Annotated in this window: 15 protein-coding genes and 1 tRNA gene; 6 read left to right on the forward strand and 10 right to left on the reverse strand. The window is 58.1% G+C overall.

The window, feature by feature from the left end:
* The first annotated feature begins 5 nt into the window (after positions 1-5).
* Positions 6-81, forward strand: a tRNA-Thr gene (locus ACP15V_RS10515).
* A 39-nt stretch (positions 82-120) separates the two neighbouring features.
* Here the strand turns inward: ACP15V_RS10515 and ACP15V_RS10520 are convergent.
* A complete protein-coding gene (locus ACP15V_RS10520) occupies positions 121-1,014 on the reverse strand; it encodes a LysR family transcriptional regulator (RefSeq protein WP_424943637.1) in 894 nt (297 codons plus the stop codon).
* 178 nt (positions 1,015-1,192) lie between these two features.
* Between ACP15V_RS10520 and ACP15V_RS10525 the strand changes: the two genes are divergently transcribed.
* From ACP15V_RS10525 to ACP15V_RS10535, 3 genes are all read left to right on the forward strand, one after another.
* On the forward strand, positions 1,193-3,622 hold the full coding sequence (locus tag ACP15V_RS10525; RefSeq protein WP_424943638.1) for a GcvT family protein: 2,430 nt from the start codon (positions 1,193-1,195) through the stop codon (positions 3,620-3,622).
* A 14-nt stretch (positions 3,623-3,636) separates the two neighbouring features.
* Positions 3,637-5,157: a trimethylamine methyltransferase family protein gene (locus ACP15V_RS10530; RefSeq protein WP_424943639.1), complete on the forward strand. Its 1,521-nt coding sequence runs from the start codon at positions 3,637-3,639 to the stop codon at positions 5,155-5,157.
* A 65-nt stretch (positions 5,158-5,222) separates the two neighbouring features.
* Positions 5,223-6,236, forward strand: a complete 1,014-nt coding sequence (locus ACP15V_RS10535) for an Ldh family oxidoreductase (RefSeq protein ID WP_424943640.1) — start codon at positions 5,223-5,225, stop codon at positions 6,234-6,236.
* Between the two features lie 107 nt (positions 6,237-6,343).
* Here the strand turns inward: ACP15V_RS10535 and ACP15V_RS10540 are convergent, their stop codons facing one another.
* From ACP15V_RS10540 to ACP15V_RS10565, 6 genes are read right to left on the reverse strand one after another with little or no spacing between them, the layout of a single operon-like run.
* Positions 6,344-6,868 (reverse strand): DUF3833 domain-containing protein, encoded by a 525-nt coding sequence (locus ACP15V_RS10540; RefSeq protein ID WP_424943641.1) that lies wholly within the window; start codon positions 6,866-6,868, stop codon positions 6,344-6,346.
* A gap of 54 nt (positions 6,869-6,922) precedes the next feature.
* Positions 6,923-7,483 carry a DUF3833 domain-containing protein gene (locus tag ACP15V_RS10545; protein ID WP_424943642.1) on the reverse strand — a complete coding sequence of 187 codons (561 nt, stop codon included), beginning with the start codon at positions 7,481-7,483 and terminating at the stop codon, positions 6,923-6,925.
* Positions 7,480-8,706, reverse strand: a complete 1,227-nt coding sequence (locus ACP15V_RS10550; RefSeq protein WP_424943643.1) for an MFS transporter — start codon at positions 8,704-8,706, stop codon at positions 7,480-7,482. Before ACP15V_RS10550 ends, ACP15V_RS10545 begins: the two co-directional genes overlap by 4 nt.
* The gene (locus ACP15V_RS10555) at positions 8,706-9,200 is read right to left on the reverse strand and encodes a hypothetical protein (RefSeq protein WP_424943644.1); all 495 of its coding nucleotides are present in this window, start codon (positions 9,198-9,200) and stop codon (positions 8,706-8,708) included. Before ACP15V_RS10555 ends, ACP15V_RS10550 begins: the two co-directional genes overlap by 1 nt.
* Positions 9,193-10,350, reverse strand: a complete 1,158-nt coding sequence (locus tag ACP15V_RS10560) for a class I SAM-dependent methyltransferase (RefSeq protein WP_424943645.1) — start codon at positions 10,348-10,350, stop codon at positions 9,193-9,195. The genes ACP15V_RS10555 and ACP15V_RS10560 overlap by 8 nt, the downstream gene beginning before the upstream one ends.
* Entirely contained in the window at positions 10,289-11,644 is a 1,356-nt protein-coding gene (locus tag ACP15V_RS10565) for an NAD(P)/FAD-dependent oxidoreductase (RefSeq protein ID WP_424943646.1), read from the reverse strand. The genes ACP15V_RS10560 and ACP15V_RS10565 overlap by 62 nt, the downstream gene beginning before the upstream one ends.
* A 107-nt stretch (positions 11,645-11,751) precedes the next feature.
* Between ACP15V_RS10565 and ACP15V_RS10570 the strand changes: the two genes are divergently transcribed.
* Both ACP15V_RS10570 and ACP15V_RS10575 read left to right on the forward strand, forming a co-directional pair.
* Complete coding sequence (locus tag ACP15V_RS10570; RefSeq protein ID WP_424943647.1) at positions 11,752-12,540, forward strand: DUF1365 domain-containing protein; 789 nt, start codon at positions 11,752-11,754, stop codon at positions 12,538-12,540.
* Positions 12,537-13,262, forward strand: a complete 726-nt coding sequence (locus ACP15V_RS10575) for an SDR family NAD(P)-dependent oxidoreductase (protein ID WP_424943648.1) — start codon at positions 12,537-12,539, stop codon at positions 13,260-13,262. Before ACP15V_RS10570 ends, ACP15V_RS10575 begins: the two co-directional genes overlap by 4 nt.
* A gap of 167 nt (positions 13,263-13,429) precedes the next feature.
* On the opposite strand, the gene ACP15V_RS10580 is transcribed toward ACP15V_RS10575, so the two are convergent.
* The 3 genes from ACP15V_RS10580 to ACP15V_RS10590 all read right to left on the reverse strand — a co-directional run bounded on the left by ACP15V_RS10580 (position 13,430) and on the right by ACP15V_RS10590 (position 15,393).
* The gene (locus ACP15V_RS10580) at positions 13,430-13,945 is read right to left on the reverse strand and encodes a fasciclin domain-containing protein (RefSeq protein WP_424943649.1); all 516 of its coding nucleotides are present in this window, start codon (positions 13,943-13,945) and stop codon (positions 13,430-13,432) included.
* Between the two features lie 180 nt (positions 13,946-14,125).
* Positions 14,126-14,761: a ChrR family anti-sigma-E factor gene (locus tag ACP15V_RS10585; protein ID WP_424943650.1), complete on the reverse strand. Its 636-nt coding sequence runs from the start codon at positions 14,759-14,761 to the stop codon at positions 14,126-14,128.
* Positions 14,758-15,393 (reverse strand): sigma-70 family RNA polymerase sigma factor, encoded by a 636-nt coding sequence (locus ACP15V_RS10590; protein WP_424943651.1) that lies wholly within the window; start codon positions 15,391-15,393, stop codon positions 14,758-14,760. The genes ACP15V_RS10585 and ACP15V_RS10590 overlap by 4 nt, the downstream gene beginning before the upstream one ends.
* Between the last annotated feature and the right edge of the window lie 18 nt (positions 15,394-15,411).

Genomic DNA, 15,411 nt, shown 5'->3' on the forward strand with positions numbered 1-15,411 from the left:
AAAGTGCCTCAATAGCTCAGCTGGTAGAGCAGGTCCTTCGTAAGGACAAGGTCGGGGGTTCGAGTCCCTCTTGAGGCACCACTTTTCCGGACAATTAGGCCAAAGCCACTGTGCAGATGGTTAAGATGCTCGGTGTTCTTTTTCCGTCAGCCAGCGAAACACCAAACCCGCACGGGCCGAGGATTGGTTGTGCAGTTTTACATAAAAATCCAGTGGTGTTGAAACGGTGTCAGGGATCAGCTTGACCAGTTTGCCGGAAGACACAAGCTCTTGCGTCAGCCCTTCCCAGCCCAGCACCGCCCCCATGTCGTCGCGAGCGGCTTGCAATGCGATGATGTAATTGTTCACCCGGTGGGCGAGTTTGACCTCGCCCGTGTAGCCAAGGGCGTGGCACCAATCTTCCCATTCGGTCCAACTGTTCTCCGGGGCATCCAGCTGTATCAAGGGCACCTTCACCAGGTCTTTCACGGTTTTCAGTTTGTGTTTGGCAGCAAATTGCGGGCTGCCCAACGCCATGATCTTATCGTGGAACAGGGCGCGGCAGGTGCCGGTTTCCTTGGTCATGTCCCCGTAGTGAATGCTGATGTCACAATCTGACCCGCTGATTTCCAGGTCGCTGACTAACTGCGCCACCGAGATATGCCCGTGTGATTTCCAGAACTGCGCCAGCCGCGGGGTCAGCCAAAGTGAACTGACCGCCGTAGTAGATCGGATCGTGACCATCGCGCGGCCACGCTGCGCGCGCAGCTGATCCACCGCTTCCTCAATCCCTTCAAAGCCGCGTTGCAGGGCCACCAGAAGATAGGCCCCGCTTTCGGTCAGCTCGACCCCGCGATGAAAGCGGTTGAACAGGGGGCAGCGCAGCTCTTGTTCCAGCGCCTTCACCTGATGGCTGATCGCGGCGGGGGTGACGTTCAACTCTTTTGCGGCGGCCTTGAAGCTGACATTCCGCGCTGCGGCCTCGAAACTGACCAGGGTATTGAGCGGCGGCAGGCCGTAGGGGCGTTTGGGCAAATTCTTGTGATCCTTGGTTTTGACGGTCTCTTAATACCTGCGGCAAAGAGGTGGAATGGATTACTACAGCTAATCCAAGGTGAATTTTTTTGCAATTGCCGGATGGGGAGGAAGGGCAAAGACTGTGGCTCTGTTCGATGCACCATCCCATCGCCACCATCGCAAAAGGAACATCCACATGAAGTCACATGCCAAAGTTGTCGTTGTCGGGGGCGGCTGTGTCGGGGCCTCGATCCTCTATGGGCTGACGGAACATGGGTGTTCCGATGCGGTCATGCTGGAACGCACCACATTGACATCCGGGTCCACCTGGCACGCGGCGGGGCTTTTGGTGACGTTTGTGCGCTCGCATAATGTGTCGAAGATGACGATGGAAACGATCCGCATCTACACTGAGGTTGAGAAAAAGATGGGGGCGTCGGTCGGGCTGCGCAAAGTGGGCCAATTGCGGGTGGCGAACACGGAAAAGCGCTGGGACGAGTTTCAGTCCTATATCTCGATCGCCGAGGCCGCCGGGGTGCCGTGCAAGCTGCTGACGCCGGAAGAGATTGCCGAGGTGCATCCGCTGCTCAATCAAAGCCCGGATATTCGCGGCGGGATCCTGCACACGGAAGATGGCTATGTGAACCCGGCGGATATCACCATGGCGATGGCGAAACTGGCGCGCGATGCTGGGGCCAAGGTCTATCAGAACACCGAAGCGCAAGCGTATGAGAAACTGGATAACGGCCATTGGAAGGTGGTCACAAATCAGGGCGAAATCACCTGTGAACACCTGATCTTTGCCACCGGCAACTATGCCCGCGAAAACGCCCGCCGGGTGGGGCTGGATCTGCCTTGTATTCCAATTGTGCACCAATATTGGACCACCGAAACCGTGCCCTTGTTGAAAGAACGCAAGGCAAAGGGGTTGCCGGAGTTTCCGATCCTGCGGGACGAGGATTACGGGGCGTATCTGCGCGAAGATGTGGGCGGTATTCAGTTTGGCCCTTACGAATTCACCAAAGATCTCAAACTCTTCGCCGAAGATCGTGTGCCGCCTGATTTTGGCGCTGACCTTCTGCCGGAAGATTTCGAAGCGGTGGAAACCCAATGGGAACGCGCGCTGGAACGCGTGCCGACCCTGGGTGAGGTTGGCATCAAGGCCAACACCCGTGGTCCCTTTCAGATGACCCCCGATGAGCTGCCGCTGGCCGGTCCCGCGCCGGGGCATGACAACCTGTGGCTGGCCGAGGGTATGCCCGGCGGGATCTTGTGGGGGGGCACCGTGGGCAACCGTCTGGCGCAGTGGATTGTGAACGGCGATCCGGGCATGGATATGTCGGAACTCGACCCGCGCCGCTTCTCGGATTACGCGTCGAAACGTTGGACCATGGACAAGGTGCGCGAAACCTGGGGCACCCATATGGACGCCCATGTGCCGGGTGAAGATTTCCCCGCTGCGCGCCCAATGAAAACCGTGGGCAGCTATGATTTATTGACGGCCCATGGCGCGGTCTGGACCAGTTTCAACGGCTATGAATTCCCGCGCTGGTTTGCCCGTTCACCCGAAGAGGCGATCCCGGAACATAGCTTCCGTCGCACGGATCACATGGAACTGGTGCAGGAAGAGGTGCGCCGCACCCGTGAAGAGGCCGGTTTCATCGAAATGTCGCCGATGACCAAGTTCACCGTGCGCGGGCCGGGGGCCGCGAAATGGCTGGATGGTCTGATGGCCAACAAGCTGCCCAACGTGGGCCGCATGACCCTGTCGCTGATGCTGAATGACAAGGGCGGCATGGATGCGGAATACACCATCGTGCGACACGCGGAAGATGACTTCTATCTGATCTCGACCCCCAATTGGCGGGCTTACAACTGGGATCAGCTTTGCCGCCTGTTGCCGGGTGATGGTTCGGTGGTGATGGAGGATATTTCGGAACAGTTGGGTGTGATTGCGCTGGCCGGACCGAAAGCGCGCGAGATCCTGCAGCCGCTCACCGACAATGACCTGTCTAACAAAGCCTTCCCCTGGCTGTCGGCGCAGATGGGTGAGGTGGGCTATGCCAAGGGCGTACATCTGTTGCGGGTCAGCTATACCGGCGAGCTGGGATGGGAAATCCACCACCCGGTCGGTTACAACCGTCACCTCGTTAATCTGCTGCTGAAAGCGGGCGTGAAACCTTTTGGGCTTGAGGCGCTGGAAAGCATGCGGTTGGAGAAATCCTATCGTGCGATCAACCGTGAGATCTGCAAGGACATGACACCTTACGAGGCGGATCTGGGTCGATTTGTTGCCCTTGAGGGGCGTGATTTCATCGGTAAAGCGGCGCTTCTGGCGCAACGGGAAGCGGGCGATCATCAGGTGCTTGTCACCCTGAAACTGCCGTTCTGCGATACGTCGGTGATGTTTGATGAAGGTGTCTATTCCGGCGGAAAACTGATCGGCCGCGTCACATCGGGTGGCTTCTCCTACTACTGCAACCACGATATCGCGATGGCCCTGGTGCCACAGGACAAGACCGCGCCAGGCACAAAGATGCAGGTGCTGGTGCACAATGAAATGCGCGAGGCCGAGGTGATCGACACCTGCGCCGTTGACCCCACCAGCGCCCGCGCGCGTGCTTGATTGGAGAGAGTGACATGGCTGAAAGAAAAGCCCGCAGCGGACGCGGCGGTGGTCGCGCTGCCCGGATCAGTGCCCGCACCAACCCGCCCCCCGTCTATCTGCCCACGCTGAACCGCGCGATTGGGCCGATTGATCTGCTTGGTCCGGACGGGGTCGAGAAAATCCACAATGCCGCCATGACAATCCTGGAAACCACGGGGATCGAGTTTCGCGATCCGGTGGCGTTGGCTGATTGGAAAAAATACGGCGCGGATGTTCAGGGTGAACGGGTGCGCATTGGCCGTGACATGTTGATGGATCTGATTTCGTCGGTGCCCGAGGAATGGGCCTATGCGGCGCGGAACCCGGATCGGTCCTTGCGGGTGGGCAACCGGCATTCCGTTTTTGCCAACGCCTATGGCGCGCCTTTTGTCTATGACCTAGAGGGCAAACGTCGTCCATCGATGCTGGAAGACGCGCAGAATTTCTTCAAGCTCAGCCAGATGAGCCAATCGATGATGGTGCCGGGTATCCTGCCGGTGGAACCGCAGGATGTGCCCGTGCCGCACCGGCATCTGGAACTGGTCCATGCGGCGCTGACGCTGACCGACAAGCCGATCAAGGGCTCTGTCCTGTCGGAACAGGCGGCGCGTGACAGTGTTGATATGGCACGCATCGTGTTTGGCGAGGAATTTTTCGACAACAATGTGGTCATGGCCGCGCTTCTCAATTGCAATACGCCGCTGGTGTGGGATGAAACCATGTTGGAAAGCTTGCGGGTCTACGCGGCGGCAAACCAGCCCTGCCTTCTGTCCCCCTTCGTTCTGGCCGGGGCTTCAACACCTGCCAGCCCGCAGGGTGGTGTGGCACTGTTGATTGCCGAAAGCCTGGCCGGCATGGCCTATAGCCAGATCATTCGCCGTGGCGCACCGATGGTGCTGGGGGTTGCGATCATGGGTGTGTCGATGAAGACCGGCGCGCCGATGATGGGGTCGCCTGAACCCGGGTTGATGAACCTTCTGGTCGGTCAGATGGCGCGGTTTTACAAGGTGCCGTGGCGCACCTGCACCATGTGGACCGGGTCCAAAACCCCGGACATGCAGGCCGCCTTTGACACCGCCAACTCGATGTGGCCCGTTCTTCTGGGCGGTGCCAATTACATCGTGCATTCGGCGGGTTTTCTGGAAGGGGCGTTGGGGGTCAGCTATGCAAAATGGGTGCAGGATGCGCGGCAGCTGGAAAACTTCCACCGCTTCTTCTCGGGCCTGCAAGAGGAAAACCTTGGGGCCATTTTGGGGGATATCGCAGAGATTGGACCGGGCGGGCATTTCCTCGGCACGGATCATACCCGCGAAAATCCGATGCATATGAATCCGCTGCAAAACAATGACAGTTTTGAACAATGGGAAGCGGAAGGCGCAAAAACCGCTGCGGATGTCGGGTTGGAAGAGGCCAAGCGGATGTTGGAGCATTACGTGGCGCCCCCCATGCCCGATGATCAACGTGGCGCATTGGATGAGTTCGTGGCAAAGAAACGTCTGGAATACCCCGTCTGAAGGGGTGGCGTTTCAACGCACTTCCCTTACAACATGATCTGAACAGCAGACAGGAGCGGCGCGACATGAGCGATATGGAAACCACTCGGATCACACTGGATGAGGTGCGCAGCCTTGCGAAATCGGTCCTTCTGTCCGGTGGCATGGATGAACGCGGCAGCGACGTGCTGGCCAATCTCGTGACCTTGTCAGAGCGGGACGGGCCGCGCAGCCACGGCTTGCGCATGTTGCCAGTGTATCTGCAAAGCTTCTCGTCAGGTTATGCCAATCCGACCGCCAATCCCACGATCACCCGTCAGGCTGCGGGTGTGTTGCGCGGCGATGGGGACAATGGCTATTTCCAGATCGCGGCAGAGATTGCGCGGGAGGATCTGATCGCGGCGGCGCGGGACAATGGGATTGCGGCGTTCAGTTGCTCCAATTGTCACCATCTGGCCGCGCTGCGCTTTGACACCGAACCGCTGGCGCAGGCGGGTTTGATCGCGCTGGGCGTGGTCAATTCCCTGTCGCTGGTGGTGCCGCATGGCGGGCAGCGCCCGGTCTTTGGCACCAACCCGATGTCCTTCGCCTGCCCACGCGACGGGGGCGACCCGATTGTCTGGGATCAGGCCTCATCACAGGTGGCGCTGATGGATATCAAGATGGCCGCCGCCGAAGGGCATGACCTGCCGCGCCCTGCGGGTCTCGACACCAAAGGCCAGCCGACCACGGATCCAAATGAGATTCTTGAAACCCGCTCCATGTTGCCCTTTGGCGATCACAAAGGGGCGGCGATTGCGTTTATGGTCGAGGTGCTGGGCGCGGCGCTGGCAGGCGGCACCCTATCCGTGGACAATGACGACCGCCTGGCCCATGACGCATTGAACATCAAAGGTGGGGCGACACTGATTGCCATCGATCCGGCCCGTTTTGGTCATGCGGGGTTCAACGCCCATATCACGCGCATTTGCCAGGAAATCCAAGGCAATGGCGAGGCCCGTGTGCCGGGGGACGGGCGGCTTGCGAAACGGGCCAAGGCAACGGAAGAAGGCGTCAGGCCCAGCACCGAGCTTCTGAACCAATTGCGCGCGCTAGTGTGAGGTGGTCAGGGCTGACATCCTCACCGATGTCAGCTCTGCCCATATCCCGATCACTTTGATTGCCGGGCGAATGCCGTGCCAGGATGGCTCGTGTCGCGCGTCGGGAACTATTTCTTCTCAAACACAATAATCGCTTCGCCGATACGGACCCCATACCGCGAGACATAGGCGCGGTTTAACACACGATCGTCTGTCAGCATCCACATCCAGTCGTTGAAGTCGACGCGCATCGTTCCTTTTCGCACCGGCAGATCAATGCGATAGGTCCAGTTGAAAGTATCACCCACCTCGCGGCCGGTTGCGACGCCCAGAACGCCGGGGGCGGTGCCTTCCCAACTGTCTTCACCAGTCTTTCGAAGTGTCCAGATCCGTTGTTCGGTTTCACCGTCATCATAGGTGAAATCTTCGACCAGTCGCAGGATGCGGCCATCCCATGTGCCGGTGATCTGCACATCAAAGCGGCGTTGAACATTGCCAAAGAGGTCTTGAAACTGACCATGTGCGACAGATTTTCCGTCAAAGAACTCTTCCAGGTTGAAGTTCCGCGAGGACAAAGGCTGGTCGTCCAGATCAGGGGTTCCGGCGCAGGCAGACAGCGCGAGTATGGTGAGCAGAGCAAATAGGTGTTTCATGTGTCTGTGTCCTCTTTGTCGGGTTTTGAAATCCGGGCGCGTCGTGTTGCGTACCTATGGCTGGCCGCCTGTATCGGGACGCATCGTGGCCACCAACTCTGCCACCTTGATGCCGAATTTGCGCATTTCGGATTTGTTCATGATCACGCCATTTTCTGTCAGATACAGCCAGTCGGTCACCGAGAGGGTGTGACCCCCCGCCTCTTCCGGCAGAACGATCTTGTAGTCCATCTTGATGGTTGCGCCGGAGACAATACCCTGCGCCGTTCCGACAATATCATCGGCCGTGGCGGTAAAGGTGTTTCCCTCCCCCAGTGTCAGGAACCACTTGCGGCTTTGCTGTTTGCCGTTGGAATAGGTGAATTCCTCGCTCAGCGTTCCGGTGTCGCCGTCCCATTCGCCAACCATCCTGGCGACGAAGCTGTTGGTCATCTTGCCGGTGGGCCCATAGATCAGCCCCTCGGACAGGATTGGACCGGACAGATGTGTTTTCATCACAAAGGCGGGGTCTGTGCTTGCATAATCTTCCGGGCTTTGGGCGCGAAAGCTCAGAAACAGGGATTTGGCCATCACGACCAACAGAAGCAGGATGGGAAGAAGGGTGAGCAGTTTCATGTGGTTTGACCTTCGGACGGAAGCGCGAGGACAAGAGCCAAAGCGCCGAGTTTCAGGATGCAGGGAATGACGGCGTAAGAGATGTTTAGCGTGGTCAGCGCAGTGGCGTCGTTGGTCACGCCGGGCGTAAAGCCGCTATGTTCCAGGACCGGCAGAACAAGAAACGCGGCCAATGCAAGGCCAAGCTTGCCAGCAAATGACCAGATGCCAAAAGCAAGTGACGGCTCTAACCCCGCCCGGTTCAGGGCGAGCGAAAACATGGCGGGCAAGATCACCATATCTGCCCCCAGCGCGGCCCCGGAGGCAATGCAAACAACCGCGAAACCAACCAGATTGCCGGGGGCCAGAAACGCGGCCCCGACAAAGCCAAGAATGGCCAGCGGCATTGCAATCAGCAGTGTAAGTTTCGACCCCACCCGACGGCTGGTCCAGGTCCATATCGGCAGGCTGAGGCCCGCGCTCAGGAAAAACAGGATCAACAAAGGACCGGCTTTGCCCGGCAATTGCAAGCGATCTTCGACAAAGAACAGAAACAGGGTGGACGTGATGGCGACGGGCAGGCTGTTGACCAGGGCCAGAACAAGAAGGCGTAATGCTCCTGATTGGCTGAGGCCGGTGAGGGAAATGGGTTGTCCCGGAACGGGGTGTCGCCGCCAGATCGGGAAAGAAAGCAGGGCACAGATCACGGCGAGTGCGCCAAGAAACAGCCCAAAAGCCGGATACCCCTGTGCGCTTGCCCCCATTGCGACGAACAGGGTCGGGACGATCGAAGCAAGCACCACCCCGCTCAGCATCCCCCCTTCGCGAAAGGCTGCCATGGTCATCAGATCGCGGGGCGCGGGTGATGCGGCAAGTGTCGCGCTGCGGGCATAAAGAAGGATCATGCCCAGGCTGTAGGATGAAAACAACAACACGAGGATCGCGATGATCTTGGGGACGGCATTGGGTCCGGCCTGCAGTGCAAACAGCATGGGAAATCCAATGGCCAGGCCAATCGCCGAAGTGGCGGCAAACGCGCTTTGCGCCTGCGGCCAACGGTCAATCGCCCAGCCGATCAGCGGATCTTGCACAAGGTCAACCAACCGGATCACCAAAAGGATTGTGCCGACCGTGCCCAGTCCGATCCCCAAATTCAGCGACGCAAAGCGCGGCAGGTGGATGTAAAGCGGGATGCCCGCTGCCGCCAGCATCAAGGCGTATAGGCTGACGCGCGGGTACAACATCACTCGCCCTTCAGTTTGCGGGTAAAGGATTTCGACCGGGTGTTGTTACCCAGGAAAATCCCCATGAAACGGGCTTTGATCTTTGGATGCGACAGGGTGCAGGTGGGCGTGCCATTCAGCCAGAATGCGACCCTGTTTTGCCCCCTGGACACTGCAAGATACCGATCCCCTTTTCGCACGTTTTTAAAGCAGGTATTCAACTGATCGCGAACCGGCAATGCAGGCCCAAGCCGCGCAAGCTCGCGCATTGTGCCTTCGACCAGATCATATTGGGTGAGGTTTCGCTGGTACTGCAGTTCCAGCGCAAAATCCGCGTTCCAATCCAATGGCGCGCCAGACTTGGTAAACAGACGCGCTTTGTAGAGCGGAAAGCCGATGAACCGAAAGGTCGCTGCACCACGCACTTCCGCATTAGGGAGCAGGGTTTGAAGGGAGTTCGCCTGCGCACTGACCGGGATCAGAATCAACCAGAGACAGGTTATGAACCTACGCATGGGCCAGCTCCACCTGAACGACATTGGTGTGACCCACCGCAAAAGACGCCGCGCAGATTTCAAGGTAATATTGCCAGTTGCGAAAGAACCCTTCGCTATACCCCATCTCGGTAATCCGGCGTTTCTGGGCACTCAGACGCTCGGCCCAGATGCGGCAGGTTTGGGCGTAATCCTGGCCAAAGGCAAAGCTGTCACGCACCGCAAACCCCGCCGCGTTGGCCTGATCTTTAATCACGCTATCTGACAGCAACATGCCGCCGGGAAAGACGTATTGGCGGATATAGTCGGATGATGTTCTGTAGGTTTCAAAGAAACTGTCCTTGACGGTAATTGCCTGCAACAAAACCCGCCCGCCATCGGCCAGATTGCGCTTGAGGGTGGCGAAATAGCTGGGCCAATAGCGCGCGCCCACCGCCTCGATCATCTCGATCGAGACGATGTTGTCGTATTTCCCGTCGATGTCCCGGTAATCGCGCAGCTGGATGTCAGCACGCCCGTCAAGGCGGCACTCCGCATAGCTGTGTTGATTGCGCGAGATGGTCACGCCGGTCACATGGCGGCCTTCTTCGCTGGCATGTTCAGCAAAACCACCCCAACCGCAGCCGATTTCCAGAACCCGCTCGCCCTGACCCAGACGCGATAACGCCCGATCATTCTTGCGGGCCTGCGCGCGTGCCAGATCGGTGTCGCCCGGGTCAAACAGTCCCGAGGAATAGGTCATGCCGTCATCCAGCCAAAGCGCATAGAACTCGTTGCCAACATCATAGTGAGAGCGAATGTTTTTGCGCGATCCGCGGCGCGAATTGGCGCGCATTACCGTATCGACCAAGCGGAACTTGGCCTTGTGAAACGGGCTTGCCTGATCATAAGCGCCAAGATGGTCGCGATTGGTCATCGCCAGGGCCATCAATCCTTCGACCGAAGGCGTGTCCCACATGCCCTGAACATAGGTTTCCCCCAGCCCAACCTGCCCATGTGCAGCCATGGCCGAAACAGCCGCCCAATCGCGAATAACCATTTCTGCCTCAGGGCCTGAGGTGCCAAACTGATACCGTTCGCCCTCGGGTGTGCGCAGCGTCAGCTGACCCTCACGCAGACGCTCGCAGGTCGACAGGAAGTTCGACTTCAGGGCTTTGTTCGTGAAACGCATGGTCTGGTCCTTCGGTTTGGCCTTTGATGTGGTGAGAGTTGGTCAGTGCGCGCACGAGGCGCATGGCGCTGGCGATGCCGTCTTCATGAAATCCGTGGCGGTTCCAGGCGCCGGCAAACCAGGTGTTGTTTTGCCCTTGCATCTTGCGGATATCCTGCTGGGCGGTCAGGGCCGCCTGGTCGAATACCGGGTGATGAAACTGCACCTCGTCGTAAATCGCGTGTTTCGGAATGGGTTTGGATGGGTTCAACGTGACGAATAGCGGGTCATTTTCGGGAATGCCCTGCAGCTTGTTCATCCAATAGGTGACGCCGATATCACCGTCTTGCGACCGATAAGACCAGCTTGACCAGCACGCTTTGCGCTTTGGCATCTGTCCGGTGTCGCAATGCAGAACGGCTGTGTTTGGCTGATAGCGGATGCTTCCAAGCGCCTTGGCTTCGGCCTCGGTGGCGGTGTCCCCCAGGATCTTCAGAGCCTGATCCGTGTGACAGGCCAGGATCAACTCATCAAAGGTGGCAGGCTCCTCTTCATCGGTATGAAGGTGAACACCCAACGCGTCGCGCTGCACCTGCTGAACCGGCACCCCCTTGCGAAGGTCACAGCCTCGCGCCACCAAAGCGGCCTCCAACCTGCGCACATATTCGATGCTGCCACCTTTGACGGTCCACCACTGATGTTCGCCGTGACCAGCCAGCAGCGCGTGGTTGCGAAAAAATTGCACCAGGGATTTCGCCGGAAACTGATCGACCTCGGAAACCGGTGTCGACCAGATCGCGCCACACATTGGCATCAGATAATTGTTGCGAAACCAGCCCCCCAACCGAAGGTCGTCCACCAGCTCTCCAATGGTTTTTTCGTCATCTTGGGCGGCGGCCTCAGCGCGTTTTCCAAACCGCACGATGTCGGCGATCATCTTCAGGAATTGCGGGCGCAACAGGTTTTCCTTCTGCGCCGTGATTGCGCGCAGCGTGTTCAGACCATATTCCAACCGACCGTCATCGATACTTGCCCCAAAGCTCATTTCGCTTTTGATCACCGGCACGTTGAGATCACGAAAGAGCCGCGTCAGGTAGGGGTAGGTGACGTAGTTGAAAACGATAAACCCGGTATCGACCGGCTGGTCCCCATTTTTCCCGGCCGTGACGGTGCGCGCGTGCCCACCCAATCGCGGGGCAGCTTCGAACAATGTGATGTCGTGGAATGGGGATAAATAATATGCGGCAGAAAGGCCCGAAATGCCGCCACCAACAATGGCGATCCGTTTGCGGGGGCCGTGAGATTGATCGTACATGCTGTCCTCGCCTCAGGGGTAGTATGTCAATTATACGTAAGGCCTTGGCACCCGGATCATTTTTGTTTTGAAAAACTTTCACCTACAGTGATCCAAACATCCATCGCGTGCGTAGAAAACATATGATGTTGGAACATATTCAGGCCCAAACCCACCATGCGCGCCGTGGCGCGCTGAAAAACGCGTTCACCTATGGGGTGGATTACGTGCTGACCGATCTTGGCCCGGCGTCCCCGCGCCTGATCTCTCGCAATCGATTTAACCTGTGGTCGCTGTGGGATCACCGTCATGGGGGAAAGCGCGATGAGGGGCGTGGCGTGGCGTGGTTCCGGTCGATCCTTGAAGAGCGAGGATTCGCGGCAGACAATGCTCAGCTTCTGTTGCTCACCCAGCCCAGCTTTCTTTGGTTTCATTTCAACCCGGTCAGCTTCTGGATCGCCCTTGTGGACGGGACGCCGCGCGCCTTCGTGGCCGAGGTCAACAGCACCTTTGGGCAGCGCCACTGCTATTTCTGCGCGCGCCAAGGGTTCGCGCCGATCCGCAAGCGGGACACGTTGGTTGCCGAGAAGCTTATGCATGTTTCGCCGTTCCAGAAGATCGCCGGTCACTACGAATTCAATTTCGGTATGACCGAGGACAGGATCGATATCCGCATTTCGTTCAAGAACGCAGACCACGGAGTGTTGGCAACCCTGGCCGGCAAACGCCGACCTGCAACCAGCGGGTCTTTGGCCTGGGCTGCGATCCGTCGACCTTTAGGGGCTGCACGGGTGGTGGCATTGATCCATTGGCAGGCCGCGATCCTATACTTCAAACGCGCGCCATTCTTGAAAAAACAACGCCCCCCCGAAGAACTCGTCAGTGACGGCTATGATCTGCGTGGTGCAAAAGAATGACCCAGTTTTCCGGAAAAACCTATTGGCTGATCGGGGCCAGCGAAGGCCTGGGGCGCGCCCTGGCGAAACGACTTGATGAGGAAGGTGCGCGCGTGATCTTGTCTGCGCGCAGTGCAGATCGTTTGGAAGAGCTGCGCAGCGAGTTGCAAGATGCGCGGGTTGTACCGCTGGATGTCACAGACATGCAGGCCGTTCGGAACGCCGCGGCATCTGTCGGCCCACTGGATGGCGTGGTCTACAATGCAGGCGCATACGACCCCATGCGCGCCACGGACTGGAACAGTGAGGCCGCGCTCAGAATGAGCGACGTCAATTTCACCGGGGCGCTGCGCGTGTTGGGAGAAGTGGTGCCGGGCTTTGTGAAAAAAGGTCAGGGCGACATCACGTTGGTTGGATCTTTGGCGGGCTATCGCGGCCTGCCTGCGGCCATCGGATACAGTGCCAGCAAAGCTGCGCTGGTCAGCCTGGCCGAGTCCATGCGCTTTGATCTGAAAGGAACAGGGGTGATCGTGCGTGTGGTCAATCCTGGCTTTATCAAAACCCGCCTGACCGAGAAAAACAGCTTTCGCATGCCGATGCTGATGTCGCCCGAAGACGCGGCCGAACGTGTGCTGTCGGCCATGTCAAAACGCCGCTTTCGCACGGATTTCCCGGCGCCGTTTTCCTGGGCTATGCGCTGTTTGGAATACCTGCCCGATATTCTCGTCTATCGCGGCAAGTGACTTTGTAAAGCTGCCGCCCAGCGCACCCTCTACCCACCACTGCCTCTCCACCGCGGCTCAACACCGCACATCACCATCGCGAACAAAAAACCGGCGCACTTCAAAGAAGGCACCGGTTTTTTTGCGCTCCGACCCGGGGGCCGGAGCGCGGGGGAACCCGAAACGCTTTAGTGGCAGGCCGGGCGTGTGCCAGGCAACAGCACCTTGTCGACCACGTGGATCACACCATTGTCGGCCTTGATATCCGCGATAATCACATTGGCCATCTCGCCGGTGCCATCTGCGATCATCACCCCGTCAGACCCTGCGGTGATGCACAGGCGTTCACTCGCCAGGATCGGCTTGAAATAGTTCGAACCAGCGGGGATCATATCTGCGGTCAGCATCCGGTCATCCACATGGTAAAGCAGAACATTGGTCAGCTGCTCTTTGTTCTCGGGTTTCAGAAGGGTTTCGACCGTTCCCTCCGGCAAAGCAGCAAAGGCATCGTTCACGGGCGCATAAACGGTGAAGGGGCCCGGGCCCGACAACGTATCGGCAAGACCGGCTGCGGTCACCGCTGCCACGAGGGTAGAAAAGCGATCATCGCCAGCAGCAATATCCACAATGGTGTCAGCATGAGCAGCGACGGCGGTCACGCTCAGTGCGGCGGCGGCGATGGCGGTTTTGAACTTCGATTTCATTATCAGTACTCCTTGTCGGCGAGCGGCTGTCGCACAGTTTGATTTCATGTTGGTATAAAGGTTACGGACCGGCGCTTTCTTTGGATGACATGTTCACGAATTCGTGAACTAAGTGTATGAAAACAAAAAATAAACCACCGGAAATCCGATGGTTTATTCAAGGGTGAAATGTAAGGGATATCAGATCCGGAACAGAGGCTGTAAAAGCCTTGGCATCAGCGCGTTGAACCGCAATCGCGCGTCGGTTGCGGCAAGGCATATACAGGCTTCTCCTGGATCCGCAATGGGCGTATGCTCCAGTGTTTCATCGGCGATTTCGATATCGCCCACGCCAAAGCGGCCGGTTTCATCACTGAAGCTGCCTTGCAGGACAAGCGTCATTTCCAGGCCGTTGTGGCTGTGGTCCGGCACGGCCTGTCCGGGCGGGATATAAAGCAGCCGAACCGACCCATGGGCATCTGCGGACAGGATGTCTTGCCGCACCCCCATACCCAGTTTCTTCCATTTGGGCGCACGGCCTTTCATGATCTCCATCACCGGACCCGGATAGATCCCGTTCCGGTCATAGACAGGATCCGGCGTAAAGGGGTCATCCAATTGGGCAAGAATGGTCTCTTTCAGCGACGGCGACACGGCCACCGCTTTGATGTCCTCCAATACGGCCCCACCGACCGCCTGATGCGCTTCAAGCGCGGCGCGGCATGTCACACAGAGCGACACATGGCTGGCCACGGCCACAGCAAAGGCATAAGGCAGGGTGCCTGCTGCATAGGCTGCCAACATGGCGTCGGGGACATGATGGTTTATGACACTCATTGTTTGAGGTCCTTTAACTCGTGTCTCAGGCGTTCCAGCCCCAGCCGGATACGCGATTTTATGGTTCCCAGTGGAAGGCCGGTCTGGTCACTGATTTCTTGATGCGTCAGTTCACCCAAATAGGCCTTCTCGATGATCTCGCGCTGCTCTGGTTTGAGATTGGCGAGGGCGTGTTTCAACTGTCCCGTTTCTTGCTCAAGACCAAATATCTGGCTGGCATCGGGTTCCATGCCCGGTTCTTCTTTCAACTGTTCCGGCACGGGCCGGTTTTCTTTGCGCGTAATGTCGATCTGGCGATTGCGCGCGATTTGGTAGATCCAGGCAGACACCTGCGCACGGTGTGGATCAAACATCGCGGCTTTGCGCCAAATGGTCAGCATCACATCCTGAACAATTTCTTCAGCTTGATGGGCCGAGGCACCAGATCGGATGATGAACCCTTTCAGACGTGGCGCGAAATGGTCGAACAGAGCGGCAAAGGCGATGCGATCACGATTGTCGCGCACGGACAGCATCCATTTGGTCTGTTGGGAATAGTCAGTTTTGCTTTGCGACACAGGCTCTCTTTCGTGGCGAGACATCACGTATACGCTTTTGGCGCTGCTCGGCTTATCTAAGGTCTGTGTCAACATAGCCTTATTACGTGAGCC

Source organism: Aliiroseovarius crassostreae (assembly GCF_049803815.1).
GTDB lineage: Bacteria > Pseudomonadota > Alphaproteobacteria > Rhodobacterales > Rhodobacteraceae > Aliiroseovarius > Aliiroseovarius crassostreae_A.